We start from the raw sequence: 16520 nt of genomic DNA on the forward strand, positions 1-16520 counted from the left end.
CATTTTCTTACTTTATATTTATAATAAAACAGTACGTTTTTATATTTTTCATTCTTTACTATAGACGTTTATCTACAAAAAACTCATAAAACACATTATAAAACAAAATAAGTAAAAAGAATAGTCTTAAATATGACCTTTTTCCCTTAAACTAACAAATTTATGGTCACCTATAATAATATGATCGAGGACTTCAATTCCAATAATCTTACCGCATTCTACCAATCGCTTTGTTACTTCAATATCTTCACGGCTTGGTGTAGGGTCGTAGGGTAGGGAGCATGCGCCTTACTTTGTTCCCAAAGCAGATTTCATAGTCCCCCCCTCAGAACCGTACGTACAGCTTTCACTGTATACGGCTCGCCAGTTGATTAATCGGAATTTGCTTCTCATGATGGTCATGATAGCATTTAAAGCATAGGACGATTGTTTTCCTTTGGCATTCAATCATCATCTCGTCCAAATACTTTAAATTTCGTTCTTTTTCCAGTTCTTTAGCTTTCTAATGTAGTGAACTTCCATCTGACCTTTTGTTGTACCGCACGCTTCACATCTATTTGCCAACAAACGCTTTTCAAAATCCGTTCACCCAAAATATTTCATTGTATTCACGTATGAGTCTATTTCTGGTGTATCAACTTTAATCGCACCCTTATGTTTAGGCAGGTCTTTTAATTTCACAAACTGATAAAGTTTTTCATTGTTATGTTGATCTTTTCTTACTAGACAAAGTACTCCTTGTTTGTGGGTTCTCATGCTTGTAGCCACTTTCATTGAGGTGCTTCTACGTTTATTAGCTATGGTTTTGATGAAACTACTCTCCGCTAAATAAAACAACTTATCTAAATGATGGTAATTATTCGCTAGCTTGTAGTAGTTTGCAATTCCTCGCAGTTCAGCGTTATAGGTACACAGAATCTCCAACTCTGAATTATTAAGCAGCTTTGCTCGATGTATACTTTTGAAATTATCAAGATTACCATATCCGTTTTTTATAGCAAATTCTTTCATTTTCTTTTTGGGAATTTCCAACTTAATTGCTCTTGAGAGAGCCCTCTGTTTATGGTTTTTATACAAGACCCTAGTCCTTTTTATTTCATTCCACTTACGAAATTCATATCCAAGAAAGGAAATTGGATTCTCCAAGTGGTTGATAAGTGTTTTTTCTTCACTTAATTCAAGATGCAGTTCTTGTTTTAGAAAATTCTTTATCGTTTCTTTTATATTCACTGCACAATCTTTGGAACCAGCTATCCCTATTACAAAATCATCAGCATAACGAACATACTTCATTTTTTGATAGTCATTATCCATAGGATTGACAGAGGAAATACCAATCTGTTTGCGCTTTAACTCTGCGATAGTTTCTATCACTTTCTCTCTGCCTTTCCATAATCGATGCCCTGTTCTGTCATCTAAGCTTTTGACTTTTCGAGAAAGCGAACGGATTTCCGAGTGTATTTTAGTATATTCTTTATTTCTCGCCCTTAATTTCTCTTTATCAAACTTCTCTATTTGCTTTTCCAAAAATATGTCAAACTCATGAAGATAGATATTAGCTAATAAGGGGGAGAGAATACCGCCCTGTGGTGTACCGCTGTATGTTTTTTGATAAGTCCAGTTTTCCATCACACCACTTGCAAGTGCATTGTGGATAAGTAGAAGAAAACGATGGTCATTCATTCTTTTTGAAATAAGATTTATGAGTACAGAATGGTCAATATGATCAAAGAAGCCTTTTATGGCTCCTTCTATACACCATGTTAATCCCTTCCATGTGTTCTTGATTTGGGATAATGCTGTGTGACAGCTTCTCCCTTCTCTAAATCCATGAGAGTTATCTGAGAATGTTGGTTCATAAACATTTTCCAAAATCATTCTCATTACTTCTTGTACCAACTTATCTTTAAAGTTCGGAACTCCTAGAGGTCTCTTTTTACCGTTTGCTTTTGAAATATAAGCTCTTCTTACAGGTGCAAAACGAAACATCCCCTTCTTGAGTTGGTCAATGATTTCATCAATCTTTTGTAAGTAAAAACCATCGATTGTTTCTTCAGACGTTCCTTTTGTTAGATTCCCTGCATTCGGATATAGCTTTACGTATGCTTTAATCCATAGTTCTCTTTTATACATCAGACGGTAACAATCTGTTATTATTTTACCATTTTGAGAAGCTTTCCTTATAACGTCCAACTGATGAAATGGATTTGTTGCCATATTCATGACTCCTTTCTCATTGACGTTAACATCAACCTGTCTCCCTTCCCCTTGCTAAACTCATTACAAGCAAACGTTGAGTACTATGGAGACTCCGTTACCGTATGCAATTTTCATAGACCTATGTCTAATAGCCAATTGGCGCTTGCACTTAGGCAATCCCTGCATTATGACGTAATTTTAGATACGTGATGATTAGGTATCCCTTTCGACGGTTTCTTCTAGTGGAAGATTGAAGGACAAACCTTACTATGGGCAGGGCTCAGGCGATACCCAGCAGACATAGCGAAGAAATGTCTCCCATTTTGTCCTCATTGCCTGTTAACTATCGTAGACAACGGCGCACCCATCGCTCATTCGTCTAGGATTCAAGCAGTGTAGCTTTTACCATGCATCACTTGGTCTGAAGAACTGACTCGACATTAGATAGTTTTGTCGTCTTTTCTCCTTTTCACATCATGCTATGTTCCCTCTATAGGTTTCCCCTCAAGGTAAGATGCTGACCATAGAACATTGTAAGGAGTTCTAGTTTTCTAAGAAAACGCTAAAATTACGCACCTTGCAGGCGCACTCCTGAAGGATGATTATGCAGACATATAATAGAGGCAGCTGCGCGGCGAAAAGCTTCTTTAAACACCTCACGCGGATGAACAATTGAGGCATTTAAGCTGCCAATAAACACCGTCTGCCGATGCATGACTTGATTCTTTGTATTTAAATATAAACAAACGAAATTCTCCTGCTGTAAAAAACGCATTTCTTCCATCATATAACTTGCACAATCTTCCGGACTTCGAATGCTATACCGATGCTGGTACTCTAAACGCACCATTCTTCTCCCGAGTTCGAAGGCGGCGATGAGTTGAGAGGCCTTGGCTACTCCGACACCATGAATACTTGTTATTTCTTCCATCGTAGCATCTCTTAACATTCGCAAACCATCAAAATGGCGTAAAATTTTGTCTGCCAATGTTAATACCGATTCCTCCTTTGATCCTGTTCTTAGTAAAATCGCCAGAAGTTCCCGGTTTGATAAACTACTTGCTCCTTCCGAAATTAAACGTTCACGTGGTTGTTCTTCCTTCAAAACATCACGAATACCGTTCATCTTGTCACTCCTTCTTATTTTTTCCGCAAAGAAAACCCCATGCAAATTCACGCATGGGATGCACCGCTATCAAACTGTTTCAATTCGCGAACGAGACGTGCAATCGGCAAACCTACTACACTGTAGTAGTCCCCTTGAATATGCTGAACAAAAATAGCGCCTTTCCCTTGAATACCATAACTTCCTGCCTTATCAAGCGGCTCTTTTGTTGCAATGTACACATCAATTTCTTCTTCTGTTAACTCCCAGAATGTAACTTCTGTACGCTCATAGAAAGTAACTGTTTTCTCCTTCGACATAAGGGCAACACCTGTATATACTTCATGTGTTTTCCCAGATAAAAGTTGCAACATCTCTTTTGCTTCTGCTGCATCCTTAGGCTTTCCAAGAATACGCGAATCATATGTAACAATTGTATCTGCACCTAGTACAATACTTTCTTCATGTGTTTCTGCTACGGCAGATGCTTTTTGTAAAGCTAGCGCCATTACAATATCAGCTGGTGATGAATATGCTCCTATTGTTTCTTCCACCTCGCTCACAACAACCTCAAACGGAACATTTGCAAGTTCAAGCAGTTCTTTTCGACGAGGTGATCCAGAAGCTAAAATAAATTTTTTCATATTTTCTCCTTTCTGTCTTACATACAGCAGAACCATATAAAGTGAAACTTTAATCAGTGGGGATTTTCTTCATCCCCTACTGATTATGAGCCCTCACCAATCGGGCTGTTATGGGTAGCCCTACTCCCACCCATCATTCTTGCTTCTTTCTGAATCTTGAGGTGGGAATCTTACTGCCCTAAAATAGCGGGATAAATTAATCGTATCAAATGAATATCATTCCCACAAATTATAAAAAAACACTTTCTTTTTGAAACATACATACTTCTACTAAATTAAATTATTATGTTCCCCGCAGTAATAAAGCGCTTTTACCTATTATGACATCCAAAAAGAAAAGAAAGAAGCATATATGCACTTCTTCCATTCTATTATCATAATTATTTCGCTTTTTGGGAAACAATTTTTTCATAGGAAAGCAAACCATCAATCACAACTTGATTCAGTTTTGCTACTGTCGATTTATTTTGCTTTCCTTCCTTAATTGTCTGCACTGCTACAGATGTATACGTATATAATTTCTTTACATCATTCCGTTTTATTTCCGCCCCTTCCTTTTCAAGCCCTTTCCATTCTTTTTCGATGGCAGCGATTTCTGCTTGATTTCCTTTCTCCCCAATTTGGGTACTGGATACATATTTTATAAAATGACTATATAAGGACTGTAACTTACTAAGAAAAATACCAAGCTCTTTATCATTTTTCAACAACGCCTTATCTGTAATTTCCCAATTCTTTTTCAAAACAGGTATACCGTCATTCTTATATTGTTCCATTAACTTACCTGCAGCTTTTTCATCACTCATAATCCCTGCAACGAGTGCATATTTATCTCCATTTGGCTTAAGAGCAGCGATGCGACCATTCTCTTTCCACTCTTTCACAGCAGCCTGTCCTTTTTCTTCTGACGAATATAGCCCCCCTTGTACAAAAAACAATGTAATTGGCGCTAATGCTGCATTTGTATTCTCGACTTTTGAAGCACCTTCTTTCTGTTCTTCCATACTTGTTTCTTTAGGCTTTGTTTCCGCCGTATATTGTTGTGAGGTCATTGCAGTGTGTTCTTCCCTTGCGCCTTTTCCCGTTAATAAATGAAGCATTCCCATCCCTAGCGCTGTCCCCATGATAATTGCAGTCGCGATCGTAAAGACCAGAACATTGCTCCATTTTTCCCGAAATGTCTTGATCTTCGAAGACTTTACTTGTTGAAAAGGGACTACATTTTGCGGCGTTTGACTTTCCACTACCTTCCAATCAAATTCATCCACTCCCTTTTGCTTTTCTTCATACTTTGCTTCTGTTCCGTTCACTTTAATAGAGATTTTCCGTGATTGCTTGTCCATACTATCACACCTCGCCTCTTATCATTGTCCGCATCATATCATATTCCATTTACAAATAAACAAGATATTTGTCAAAAAGATTCGTCAAATTGCCCTATATAGTTACTTTATGTATATGTATTTGACTTCATTTGTAGCACAAAAAAAAACTAGGATAGCTATCGCTATCCTAGTTTTTCTCAACAATATATTTTCGAGCTTCTGAGATGAAATAAAGAGAACCTGTTATGATAAACACATCATTTTCTTGCAACTCTAGTAACTTTTGATCAATTGCCTCTTTCCAATTCTCAACTACTTTTTTTGTTTCCTTAGTTGCATAATTTGCTAATTCTTGAGCAGAGATTGCACGATTAAAATCAAAAGTTGTAAAAATCATTTCATCCGCTACCGCTTCCAATTGTCCTACCATATGACTTAGTTCTTTATCACCAAGAGCCGTAAATAAAATACTCACATTCTTGTCACTGTAATGCGCTTTTGCCGTTTGAACAAGGCTTGCTATGCCTTCTGGATTATGTGCGCCATCTATAATCACATCTGGATTACGTCTTAATCTTTCGAATCGACCAATCCAATACGTTTCACTTAAACCTATGCGAATATTTTCTTCTTCCACTAAAAATGACATGTATGTTTTCAAATATAACACCGCCATTAACGCAAGTGCTGCATTTCTTACTTGATGATCTCCTTTCATAGAAATTTGTATATCTTTAAATGAAGCAAATGGACAAGAAAAGTCAAAGTGCTCTCCCTCTTCATTAGAACGCTGGTGCACGACTGTAAATTGTTTTCCTATCTCATAAAGGCTAGCATTCTTTTCATTTGCAACCTTTTGAATCACCTGAAGTGCTTCTCCATCTTGCACTCCCGTAATTACCGGTACCCCTGATTTTATAATTCCCGCTTTTTCATATGCGATTTCTGCTAATGTATTTCCTAGAATATGCATATGGTCATGACCAATATTTGTAATGATTGTTAAAACGGGATACACAACATTAGTAGAATCGAAACGCCCACCAAGACCTGTTTCAAATAAAACGAGATCGCAAATGTTCACTTTTCCGAAATAATACATTGCCATGACTGTAATAATTTCAAACTCCGTTGCTTCTCCAAACTCTGTCTCATCCAACTTTTCTACAACAGGCTTTACTATATTGACAAGGTCAGTAATCTCTTGATCTGAAATTGGCTTTCCATTCACACTAATCCGTTCATTAAATGTTTCAATATACGGAGATGTAAATGTTCCTACTTTATATGTCTCTGCCTCTAGCATATAGCGCATATATGTTAAAGTCGAACCTTTACCATTTGTACCTGCTAAATGAATACATTTTATATGCCGCTCTGGATTGTCAAGCTCTCCAAGCATCCACCGCATTCTTTCTAATCCCGGTTTAATCCCAAATTTTAATCGGCTATGAATCCAGCCAATTGCTTCTTCGTATGTATGTACCACGCGAGTCAATCCCCTTTCCAATCAACGAGCAAACCAATATCACAAATGAACTGTAACTCTATTATACGCAAATAAAAGAGACTCACCAAGATAGGGAGTCTCTTTTCAATATTTTTATTTTTCAAGGTCTGCTAAGCGTTGACGAACCGCTTCACGTTTTTCTAAGTAATCTTTTTCTTTCGCACGTTCTCCTTCAATCACTGCCGCAGGAGCTTTCGCTACAAAACCTTCATTTGCAAGTTTCTTCTGCACACGTTCTACCTCTTTATTGAACTTCTCAAACTCTTTTTGTAAGCGAGCTTTTTCTTCTTCAAGATTAATAAGGTCAGCTAACGGTAAGAATAACTCTGCACCTGATACGATAGCGGTCATCGCTTTTTCTGGCGCTTGTAAATCAGTCTTAATGATTAATTCACTTGGATTACAGAAACGCTCAATGTAAGAACTATTTTTTGTAAGTTGAGCAAGCACCGCTTCGTCCTTCGCTTTAATTTGCAGTTGAACCTTTTTGCTCATTGGCGTATTTACTTCGGAACGAATATTACGAACAGAACGAATGATATCAACAAGAAGGTGCATTTCTGCTGCTGCTTCTTCATCCTGTAAATCTTCACGAACTGTCGGCCATGCCGATACCGTAATCGATTCGCCTTCATGCGGTAAGTGCTGCCAAATTTTCTCTGTTACGAACGGCATGAATGGATGTAGTAAACGCATCGTTTGATCTAGTACATATGCTAACACAGAACGAGTTGTTTTCTTCGCCGCTTCATCTTCACCGTATAGCGGAAGTTTTGCCATTTCAATGTACCAGTCACAGAAATCATCCCAAATAAAGTTGTATAATGAACGGCCAGCTTCACCAAACTCATATTTATCCATGTTGCGCGTTACACTTTCAATTGTTTCATTTAAACGAGTTAAAATCCACTTATCTGCAACGGATTTTTCACCAGTTAAATCGATATCTTCATATTTCATATCATCCATGTTCATCAATACGAAGCGCGATGCATTCCAAATTTTATTAATGAAGTTCCAAGTAGATTCTACTTTCTCCATGCTAAAGCGTAAGTCTTGACCTGGCGCACTTCCTGTTGATAAGAAGAAGCGCATTGCATCCGCACCGTACTTATCAATAACATCCATTGGATCAATACCATTACCAAGAGATTTACTCATTTTACGACCTTGTTCATCACGAACTAAACCGTGAATTAATACATCTTTAAATGGGCGCTCTCCTGTGAACTCTAAGCCTTGGAAAATCATACGAGATACCCAGAAGAAGATAATATCATAACCGGTTACTAAAGCATCTGTTGAATAGTAACGTTTGAAGTCTTTTGCATCTTCATTTGGCCAACCAAGTGTAGAGAATGGCCATAATGCTGAACTAAACCATGTATCTAGTACGTCGTTATCTTGCTCCCAGTTTTCAATATCTGCTGGCGCCTCTGTACCTACATATACTTCACCAGTTTCTTTATGATACCAAGCTGGAATGCGGTGTCCCCACCATAATTGACGAGAAATACACCAATCATGAATATTTTCCATCCAGCGTAAATATGTGTTTTCAAAGCGCTCTGGTACAAATGTCACTTTTTCTTCTTCTTTTTGCTGAAGTGCCACTGCTTTTTCGGCAAGTGGTCCCATTTTTACAAACCATTGTGTTGATAAGTATGGTTCAACAACTGCTCCACTTCGCTCACTGTGCCCTACAGAATGCATATGAGGCTCAATTTCTATTAATACACCAGCTTCTTGTAAGTCTTTCACTAACGCTTTGCGACATTCAAAACGGTCCATACCGTTATATTTACCAGCTTTTTCATTCATTGTACCGTCTTCGTTCATTACAAGAATACGTGGTAAATCATGACGGTTACCTACTTCAAAGTCATTTGGATCGTGAGCTGGTGTAATTTTCACAACACCTGTACCGAACTCTGGATCTACATAATCATCCGCAATAATCGGAATTTCGCGACCTACGATTGGAAGTGTAACTGTTTTTCCAATTAAATGTTTATAGCGCTCATCTTCTGGGTGAACCGCAACCGCTGTATCACCAAGCATTGTTTCTGGTCGAGTTGTTGCAAGACGAATGTGACCAGAACCATCAGTTAACGGATAATTCATATGGTAGAATGCACCTTGAACATCTTTATGAATTACTTCAATATCAGAAAGTGCAGTACGCGTTGCTGGATCCCAGTTAATAATATACTCCCCGCGGTAAATTAATCCTTTTTCATACAATTGAACGAATACTTTCTTAACCGCATCAGATAAACCTTCATCTAAAGTAAAACGTTCACGAGAATAATCTAGCCCTAAACCAACTTTTCCCCATTGTTGGCGAATGTGAGAAGCATACTCTTCTTTCCACTCCCATGCTTTTTCAAGGAACTTTTCACGTCCAAGATCGTAACGTGAAATTCCTTCTTCGCGAAGTTTCGCTTCTACTTTTGCTTGTGTCGCAATACCTGCATGGTCCATACCTGGAAGCCATAATACATCGTAACCTTGCATGCGCTTTGTACGTGTTAAAATATCTTGAAGCGTTGTATCCCAAGCATGCCCTAAATGCAATTTACCTGTTACGTTTGGAGGCGGAATTACAATTGTGTATGGTTGTTTCTTCTCATCTCCTGTTGCTTCGAAATATTTACCTTCCAGCCACCATTGATAACGTCCATCTTCAACGGACTTATGATCATATTTAGTCGGTAAATTCTTTTCCGTATTTGACATTACTTTCCCTCCTTAAAATAAAAATGCCCCTCATCCAAAAAAGGACGAGGGACATCGCGGTACCACCTTTATTTACAAACAAATGCAAAATTTGTTTATACTCTTCATTTGATAACGGTCTAATCCGTCTTTTCCTAATGAGAATACATCCGTTCAGAAAAGATGCTCCAGGGCTACCTTCTAACATGACTATCTAGAGAATCTCCCAGCTAATAATTCTCCTCTCTGAAGACGTTTTATGTTATACTCTTCCCCTTCAATGCATTTATATAATTGTTATTTATTATATACAATAGTGTAAAAAACGAAACCATATTCGTCAAGATAAAAAATTTTTATCTTAAATGATTACTCAGTCTTCTCTTTATTTGCACTACAAAGAGATAACATGAAATGTTACTCAGTCGTATTTCTTCATCCCTACCGATTATTCCCCTTCACGAATCAAAGTAAAAATAGGATAAGCACATTCAGCACTTATCCTACATACTGTATTCATAGACTACAAAATAGAGTGGCTTCCTAGATGGAGGAATCATTATGATGAAACGTTATCGGCGTTCCTATAATTTTTCTACCCCCTCATGGGTTAGAAGTTTACAAACAATGTTTTCTGATTTCGCAATACCACTGACTATTTTTCAGGGCATTCGTACCTTATTGCTACCAACATTTTTAGATTTTATCATTTTGATTATTTTTGTTATAGCGACGATTCGCTTACATTTTCAGCCGTAGTTTCAAAACTGCGGCTATGATCCGTTTTCCTGCTGCGCAGCTTGTAGTTGAGAAAGAAAATACTCAATATTACTTACAAGCCAATGAGATTGCTGCAACATTTTCACATTTTTAAACTCTTTTTGCTCATTGCGAACTTGTTTCTTATTTACATACGAACGGATTTGGCGAATAAATGGAGAGGGATACGTTAAATAAGCAAACATTAGAAGTTGTTCTTCTTTTGTAAATGGAAAATGTTTTTGATATTCCTGATACCATTCAAAACGGTCACTTCTAGCAATTGGATAGGTGTTTAAAGAACGTGTATAGAAACCTACAATATCTTGAATAGGGGTCGCAAATTGTGATCTTTCTAAACTAATAAAATAGCCATTCCTTTCATAATCAAATAAAAAATGATTGAGTGATACATTTCCATGCACTAAAGCAATGCGTGTTTTTTCTTTTTCTTTCATCACTTCATACCAATCGGTAAGCTGCTTTGTCGCAAAATCCCACGCTCTCATCACATGATGAAAATACGTACAATACTGCAATTCAAATGGTGACATATACCACTTTGATTCTGATTGAACAAGAAATTTTTCTAATAGTTCACCATCTTGTTCCCAGCGATCCGATATATTTGTATAATGATTTTCTAACGCCTCTTCTGTATACGATTCCTCTCGCACTGTTTTTTTATGAAGCATCGCTAACGTTTGAAACATTTTATGATATTGACCATTATCCTCGTCATTCCCATCCACTTTCTCAAGCCAAGGCATTAAATAATAACTATATGTTGCGTCACTCAAAATATAATTCCCATCCATCGCGTGATAGATGGGAACATAGTTGGAAAAACCTTTTTCTTTTAAAAATTGAATATGATGCATAAAGTGATTGCGCTCTAGCCGTTGATTCGGCAATTTTTTTAATGCATACGGACCTTGATTCGTATAAATCTTCATTACATTCCCGTATTCTTCGATGTGCTCTACATTCAATTGATATCGTCTTACAATTGGTTCATAGCGGTTGCGTAATTCTATATCCATCTGCCTAATCCTTTCTCATCCACAAATTCAAATGTAAGAAAAGAGATGAGTGAAGAATAGTCTTCACTCATTTTGACTTCGCTTTTGGAACAGGTATATAAATGACTTGACCTGCTGTTAAATAAATGTCATCCGTTCGGTTTATACGATGTAAATGTTGTACAGATGTCTCATAACGCTCTGCTACCGACTCGATTGTATCTCCCTCTTGTACAAAGTACATTCTCACCTTTGTAAATTCTTCTTCTGCTTCTTTTGTAAACAATTTTGTTAAATATAAGGCATTTTCATCTCTTTGAGAGTATACAGGTTCTTCTTGTTCTTCTGTTTCTTTCTTCGTTTCTTTTTCTTTAAAACCTGTTCGTCCAAACAATTCAACTTGTGGCATCATTTCCTCTTTATCTCGATCTTCTACATCATGTTCTTCTAATTCTTCTTCCTCTATTAACTCTTGTTCTTTCCGTTCTTCTAATTGAAACGGTTCAAAGGCATAATCTTGCCATCCGTTTGATTCTGATTGAAGAATGATTTCTGCTGTTTCTTCCGGCTCTTCCAGCTCTTTTTCCTCTTCAACTGCTTCTATCCCTTCTTCTCTTTTACCGTTGGTATGCTCACTTTCTAGCTCTTCCTCATCATCCAACTCACGCCCAGCATCATTTAATCCATATATAGAAATGTCAGCTAATAATTGTAAGCATCCATTTTCTTTTAACTCATAATCAAATTCCTCGATAGAAACATACAATTCTTCAATTACCTTTACCCGATTTCTTGGAATGGAAATTTCTAGTGGGAACGAATGAACAAGTTCATGAATACCATCTTCTCTCTCTTCCACATAATCAATTGATTTCGCTGGGGATAATTCACTCGTTGAAAACTCAGACTCCTCTTTCTTCGCAATATATTCCCCAGTTAAATCTAACTGCCCTCGCACAATCACTTCATGTTCAAGCTCTTCTATCTCAACGTCTGGATCTAACGAAATTGACAAAAGTTCTTCGACTTCCTGTCCTTTTTGGAACCAAACCGATTCTTTTAGTGAAAAACGTAATGAATGATCTGTTGCCACTCCTTTTCCCCCTCTCAAACTGTATGTCATTACAGATTTATGTGTCTTGGAGACATTTTATGAGTAAAAAAATCGCACATGTGCCCTTTTCATTTCTTATAAATGAAAAAGGTTGCCTGGAAAATTCCAAACAACCTTTTTATTTATGCTTTTAATTTCGCCATTGCAATTTCTGCCGCAGCAATTGTCGCTTCAATATCAGCATCACTATGTGCTGTTGATAAGAATAATCCTTCAAATTGAGATGGTGGTAAAAACACCCCTTGTTCTATCATTTCACGATAATAAGCCGCAAAAAACTCTAAATTCGATGTTTTTGCTGCATCATAGTTAATCACTCGTTCATTCGTAAAGAAAATACCAATCATTGAACCTGCTCGGTTAATATGGTGCGGTATTCCATGTTTTTCAGCAGCTTGGCGCAAACCATTTTCTAACATTTCCGCTTTACGTTCAAACTCTTTATAACATTCTGGTGTTAGCTGTATTAATGTTTCATATCCTGCTGTCATGGCAAGTGGGTTACCAGATAACGTACCCGCTTGATAAATCGGTCCACTAGGCGCAACTTGACGCATAATTTCTGCTTTACCACCGTATGCTCCTACCGGTAGACCGCCACCGATTACTTTTCCTAAGCAAGTTAAATCAGGCGTTACACCGTAATATCCTTGTCCACAGTTATATGCAACGCGGAATCCAGTCATTACCTCATCAAAGATAAGCAGCGCCCCATATTGCTGAGTTACTTCACGAAGTCCTTCTAAAAATCCTGGTATAGGTGGTACAACTCCCATATTTCCTGCTACAGGTTCAACAATTACACAAGCAATATCATCTCCAAATTGTTCAAAAGCATATTTTACACTTTCTAAATCATTATAAGCTACTGTAATTGTATTTTGGGCTACACCTTCTGGTACACCAGGGCTATCCGGTAAACCAAGTGTTGCAACGCCAGAGCCAGCTTTAATTAATAGAGAATCACCATGACCGTGGTAACAACCGATAAATTTCAAAATTTTATTACGTCCTGTATAGCCACGTGCTAAACGAAGTGCACTCATCGTTGCCTCTGTTCCAGAGTTTACCATGCGCACAATTTCAATAGATGGCACGCGCTCAATCACAAGCTGAGCTAACTTATTTTCAATTTCTGTTGGCGCTCCAAAGCTTGTTCCTTTTTCAGCAACAGCTTTTAACGACTCTACAACACGCTCATTGGCATGTCCATGAATAAGCGGTCCCCATGATAATACGTAGTCAATGTACTCATTTCCATCAATATCATATACTTTAGAACCTTTTCCTTGCTCCATAAATAATGGATTCATCCCAACCGATTTAAATGCACGAACTGGACTATTTACACCACCAGGCATTAAATCTTGTGCTTCTTCAAACGCTTTAATCGATTTATCAAGCTTTTTCATTATTGTGCGCCCCCTTCTCGTAACCATCTTGCGGCATCTTTTGCATGATACGTAATAATTAAATCTGCTCCCGCACGTTTCATACTTAATAATTTTTCAAGGACAATCTCTTTTTCATTAATCCAGCCATTTTGAGCAGCTGCTTTAATCATCGAATATTCTCCGCTCACATTATATGCAACAATCGGTAAATTAAAGTTATTTTTCACATCGCGAACAATGTCTAAATAAGAAAGAGCTGGTTTTACAATTAAGAAATCTGCTCCTTCCATTACATCTGATTCAGCTTCTCGGAATGCTTCCATTCGATTTGCTGGATCCATTTGATATGTTTTGCGATCTCCAAATTGCGGTGCACCATGCGCTGCATCACGGAATGGCCCATAAAATGCAGATGCATATTTCACTGCATAAGACATAACCGGCACATGTGAAAAACCATTTTCATCTAAAGCATGACGAATAGCCGTTACAAATCCGTCCATCATGTTAGAGGGAGCAATAATATCTGCTCCTGCTTTCGCTTGACTTACAGCTGTTTTTGCAAGAATTTCTAACGATTGATCATTTAAAATAATACCGTCTTCAATTACACCGCAATGACCATGGCTTGTATATTGACATAAGCATGTATCCGCAATGACTACTAACTCTGGAAATTGCTCTTTCATTTGTTGAATCGCACGTTGTACAATGCCGTGTTCACAAAATGCAGAAGATCCAATCTCGTCCTTCTCAGCAGGTACGCCAAATACGATAACAGAACGAATGCCTAAATCAACCACTTCTTGCATTTCAGCTTGCAATAAATCTAAAGAAACTTGATATACGCCTGGCATAGAAGGAACTTCATTACGAATATTTTCACCTTCAAGTACGAAAATTGGGTAAATAAAGTCTTCCGTATGTAAAAATGTTTCACGTACAAGTGCACGCATATTTCCACTTTGTCTTAAACGACGATGACGATTAAATTGTAAAGAGTTCATAGAATTCTATCCCCATTCTTTTATTTTCATTATGCATTCACATAAAATTTGGAAATGCATTGTATCAATGATTCTATCGTATATTCTTCAGGAACAAGCACATTTTTAAAATACTTTCTTGCCTCTTTTTCTGTTATTGGTCCTATACAAGCAATTGTACATTTTTTTATCCATTCTCTCCAGTTTGTACCCTCAAGTAACTTTACAAAGCTGTCAACTGTAGAAGGGCTTGTAAATGTAATCACATCAATTTGATTCGATTGTAAAGCTGCGATTAGGTCTTCTTTTTTCTCATCATTTAGTTTCGTCTCATAGACAACCAACTCTTCTACAAGTATATGAGCTTCACGAAGCTTCACTGAAATTACATCTCTTGCTAAATTCCCTTTTGGAAATAAAATACGCTCTGTCCCATTTAATGTTTGCACAAATTCCATCGCAAACGTTTCAGCAACAAACGCTGTTGGAACAAAATGAACTTGATATCCTCTTGCTTCTAGTTCTTGAGCTGTTTTTATACCGACTGCAGCAATTTTTACAGCAGGCGGAAGTTTCTGATGGATTGCCTCCAAAAAGAACCTTACCCCATTTTTGCTCGTAAAAATTATCCAATCGTATACATGCAACTGTTTGGCTACACTTTGAAGCTTTTCTTGAGATACCCCATCCATACGCAAAAGCGGAATTTCCATTGGAATTCCGCTCTCTTTTCTTACTGCTGCGCTCATTTGCCCAGCTTGATGCCGGGCACGTGTAACGAGTACTTTTTTTCCAATAAGGGCATTCATAGTTATTGTTGCTCCTTATTTGCAGCTGAAATGAGCTCTTTTGCACCTTGATGAATCAAGCGCTCTGCCGCCTCTAACCCTACTGTCTCGGGATTTGTACCTACTACTGTTTCTTTTAATAAGACAGAGCCATCCGTTGATCCAACAAGTGCATGTAATTTAATTTTTCCATTTTCTTGAAGGGTTGCATATCCTGCAATAGGTACTTGACATCCTCCTTCAAGCTTATGAAGAAACACTCTTTCTGCCGCTACTGTTCGTTCTGTTGCTGCATCGTTCATATGTGCTAATAACTGTAATAAGTCCTTATCATCTTCACGACATTCAATAGCTAAAGCACCTTGTCCTACAGCTGGTACACATAAAGATTCGTCCAGATGTTCTGTAATTACATCATTATCCCAACCCATCCGCTTTAGTCCAGCTGTTGCTAAAATAATTGCATCATAGTTTTCTTCTTGTAATTTACGTAATCTCGTATCGATATTTCCACGAATCCATTTCACTTGTAAGTCAGGTCTAGCAGCTAATAATTGTGCGCTACGTCTTAAACTGCTCGTACCAAGAGTTGCACCCTTTGCTAACTCCTTAAACGATTTCCCATTCTTTGAAATAAATGCATCACGCGGATCCACACGCTTTGGTATACACCCAATTGTTAAACCAGCTGGGAGCACAGCAGGCATATCTTTCATACTGTGTACAGCCATATCGATTTCTTTTGTAAGAAGAGCATGCTCAATCTCTTTTACAAACAACCCTTTACCGCCTACTTTAGAAAGCGTAACGTCTAAAATGACATCCCCTTTTGTAACAATTTCCTTTACTTCAAATTCATACGGTAAGCCAAGCGCTTGTAATTGATCAATAAACCAATTCGTTTGCGTTAATGCCAGCTTACTCTTTCTTGAACCTACAATAATTTTGCGCATAAC

11 protein-coding genes, 3 pseudogenes and 1 other annotated feature are annotated in these 16520 nt (G+C 37.6%); of the genes and pseudogenes, 1 reads left to right on the forward strand and 13 read right to left on the reverse strand.

Translation table 11 applies throughout. The features are described from left to right. Nucleotides 1-126 precede the first annotated feature (126 nt). The 7 genes and pseudogenes from BCER98_RS21350 to BCER98_RS16010 form a co-directional block, all read right to left on the reverse strand. Nucleotides 127-267 (reverse strand): annotated as a pseudogene (locus tag BCER98_RS21350) (JAB domain-containing protein); the annotation flags it as partial. A gap of 79 nt (nt 268-346) precedes the next feature. Beyond that, nucleotides 347-2217 (reverse strand): annotated as a pseudogene (locus BCER98_RS15985) (reverse transcriptase domain-containing protein). Between the two features lie 571 nt (nt 2218-2788). Beyond that, nucleotides 2789-3325: pseudogene (gene radC / locus BCER98_RS15990) on the reverse strand (RadC family protein); the annotation flags it as partial. 47 nt (nt 3326-3372) lie between these two features. Further along, the gene (locus BCER98_RS15995; protein WP_012095630.1) at nt 3373-3948 is read right to left on the reverse strand and encodes a Maf family protein; all 576 of its coding nucleotides are present in this window, start codon (nt 3946-3948) and stop codon (nt 3373-3375) included. Between the two features lie 380 nt (nt 3949-4328). After that, nucleotides 4329-5291, reverse strand: coding sequence for a stage II sporulation protein B (locus tag BCER98_RS16000; protein ID WP_012095631.1), 963 nt, complete (start codon nt 5289-5291; stop codon nt 4329-4331). Between the two features lie 169 nt (nt 5292-5460). Continuing rightward, nucleotides 5461-6762 carry a bifunctional folylpolyglutamate synthase/dihydrofolate synthase gene (locus BCER98_RS16005; RefSeq protein WP_012095632.1) on the reverse strand — a complete coding sequence of 434 codons (1302 nt, stop codon included), beginning with the start codon at nt 6760-6762 and terminating at the stop codon, nt 5461-5463. Between the two features lie 114 nt (nt 6763-6876). Then, nucleotides 6877-9522, reverse strand: coding sequence for a valine--tRNA ligase (locus BCER98_RS16010; RefSeq protein WP_012095633.1), 2646 nt, complete (start codon nt 9520-9522; stop codon nt 6877-6879). Between the two features lie 37 nt (nt 9523-9559). Next, nucleotides 9560-9791: a binding site (T-box leader), on the reverse strand. A 271-nt stretch (nt 9792-10062) separates the two neighbouring features. Here BCER98_RS16010 and BCER98_RS16020 point away from each other — a divergent pair. Beyond that, the gene (locus tag BCER98_RS16020; RefSeq protein WP_235436507.1) at nt 10063-10260 is read left to right on the forward strand and encodes a hypothetical protein; all 198 of its coding nucleotides are present in this window, start codon (nt 10063-10065) and stop codon (nt 10258-10260) included. 14 nt (nt 10261-10274) lie between these two features. Here the strand turns inward: BCER98_RS16020 and ysxE are convergent, their stop codons facing one another. From ysxE to hemC, 6 genes are all read right to left on the reverse strand, one after another. Next, nucleotides 10275-11303, reverse strand: coding sequence for a spore coat protein YsxE (gene ysxE, locus BCER98_RS16025; protein ID WP_012095634.1), 1029 nt, complete (start codon nt 11301-11303; stop codon nt 10275-10277). Nucleotides 11304-11370: 67 nt separating this feature from the next. Beyond that, entirely contained in the window at nt 11371-12405 is a 1035-nt protein-coding gene (gene spoVID / locus BCER98_RS16030; RefSeq protein ID WP_041810050.1) for a stage VI sporulation protein D, read from the reverse strand. Nucleotides 12406-12518: 113 nt separating this feature from the next. Continuing rightward, the gene (gene hemL, locus BCER98_RS16035; RefSeq protein WP_012095636.1) at nt 12519-13808 is read right to left on the reverse strand and encodes a glutamate-1-semialdehyde 2,1-aminomutase; all 1290 of its coding nucleotides are present in this window, start codon (nt 13806-13808) and stop codon (nt 12519-12521) included. Next, a complete protein-coding gene (gene hemB / locus BCER98_RS16040) occupies nt 13808-14797 on the reverse strand; it encodes a porphobilinogen synthase (protein ID WP_012095637.1) in 990 nt (329 codons plus the stop codon). Before hemB ends, hemL begins: the two co-directional genes overlap by 1 nt. Before the next feature lie 29 nt (nt 14798-14826). Next, complete coding sequence (gene hemD / locus BCER98_RS16045; protein WP_012095638.1) at nt 14827-15585, reverse strand: uroporphyrinogen-III synthase; 759 nt, start codon at nt 15583-15585, stop codon at nt 14827-14829. Nucleotides 15586-15587: 2 nt separating this feature from the next. Beyond that, a complete protein-coding gene (gene hemC, locus BCER98_RS16050) occupies nt 15588-16517 on the reverse strand; it encodes a hydroxymethylbilane synthase (protein ID WP_012095639.1) in 930 nt (309 codons plus the stop codon). Nucleotides 16518-16520: the final 3 nt, after the last annotated feature.

It is taken from the genome of Bacillus cytotoxicus NVH 391-98 (assembly GCF_000017425.1).
In the GTDB taxonomy this organism is placed as follows: domain Bacteria; phylum Bacillota; class Bacilli; order Bacillales; family Bacillaceae_G; genus Bacillus_A; species Bacillus_A cytotoxicus.

Coding starts and splice junctions, on each gene's coding strand:
- spoVID (WP_041810050.1), bottom strand. CDS start 12,405: ATGACATACAGTTTGAGAGGGGGAAAAGGAGTGGCAACAGATCATTCA.
- BCER98_RS16010 (WP_012095633.1), bottom strand. CDS start 9,522: ATGTCAAATACGGAAAAGAATTTACCGACTAAATATGATCATAAGTCC.
- hemL (WP_012095636.1), bottom strand. CDS start 13,808: ATGAAAAAGCTTGATAAATCGATTAAAGCGTTTGAAGAAGCACAAGAT.
- BCER98_RS15995 (WP_012095630.1), bottom strand. CDS start 3,948: ATGAAAAAATTTATTTTAGCTTCTGGATCACCTCGTCGAAAAGAACTG.
- BCER98_RS16000 (WP_012095631.1), bottom strand. CDS start 5,291: ATGGACAAGCAATCACGGAAAATCTCTATTAAAGTGAACGGAACAGAA.
- BCER98_RS16020 (WP_235436507.1), top strand. CDS start 10,063: ATGATGAAACGTTATCGGCGTTCCTATAATTTTTCTACCCCCTCATGG.
- hemC (WP_012095639.1), bottom strand. CDS start 16,517: ATGCGCAAAATTATTGTAGGTTCAAGAAAGAGTAAGCTGGCATTAACG.
- hemD (WP_012095638.1), bottom strand. CDS start 15,585: ATGAATGCCCTTATTGGAAAAAAAGTACTCGTTACACGTGCCCGGCAT.
- ysxE (WP_012095634.1), bottom strand. CDS start 11,303: ATGGATATAGAATTACGCAACCGCTATGAACCAATTGTAAGACGATAT.
- hemB (WP_012095637.1), bottom strand. CDS start 14,797: ATGAACTCTTTACAATTTAATCGTCATCGTCGTTTAAGACAAAGTGGA.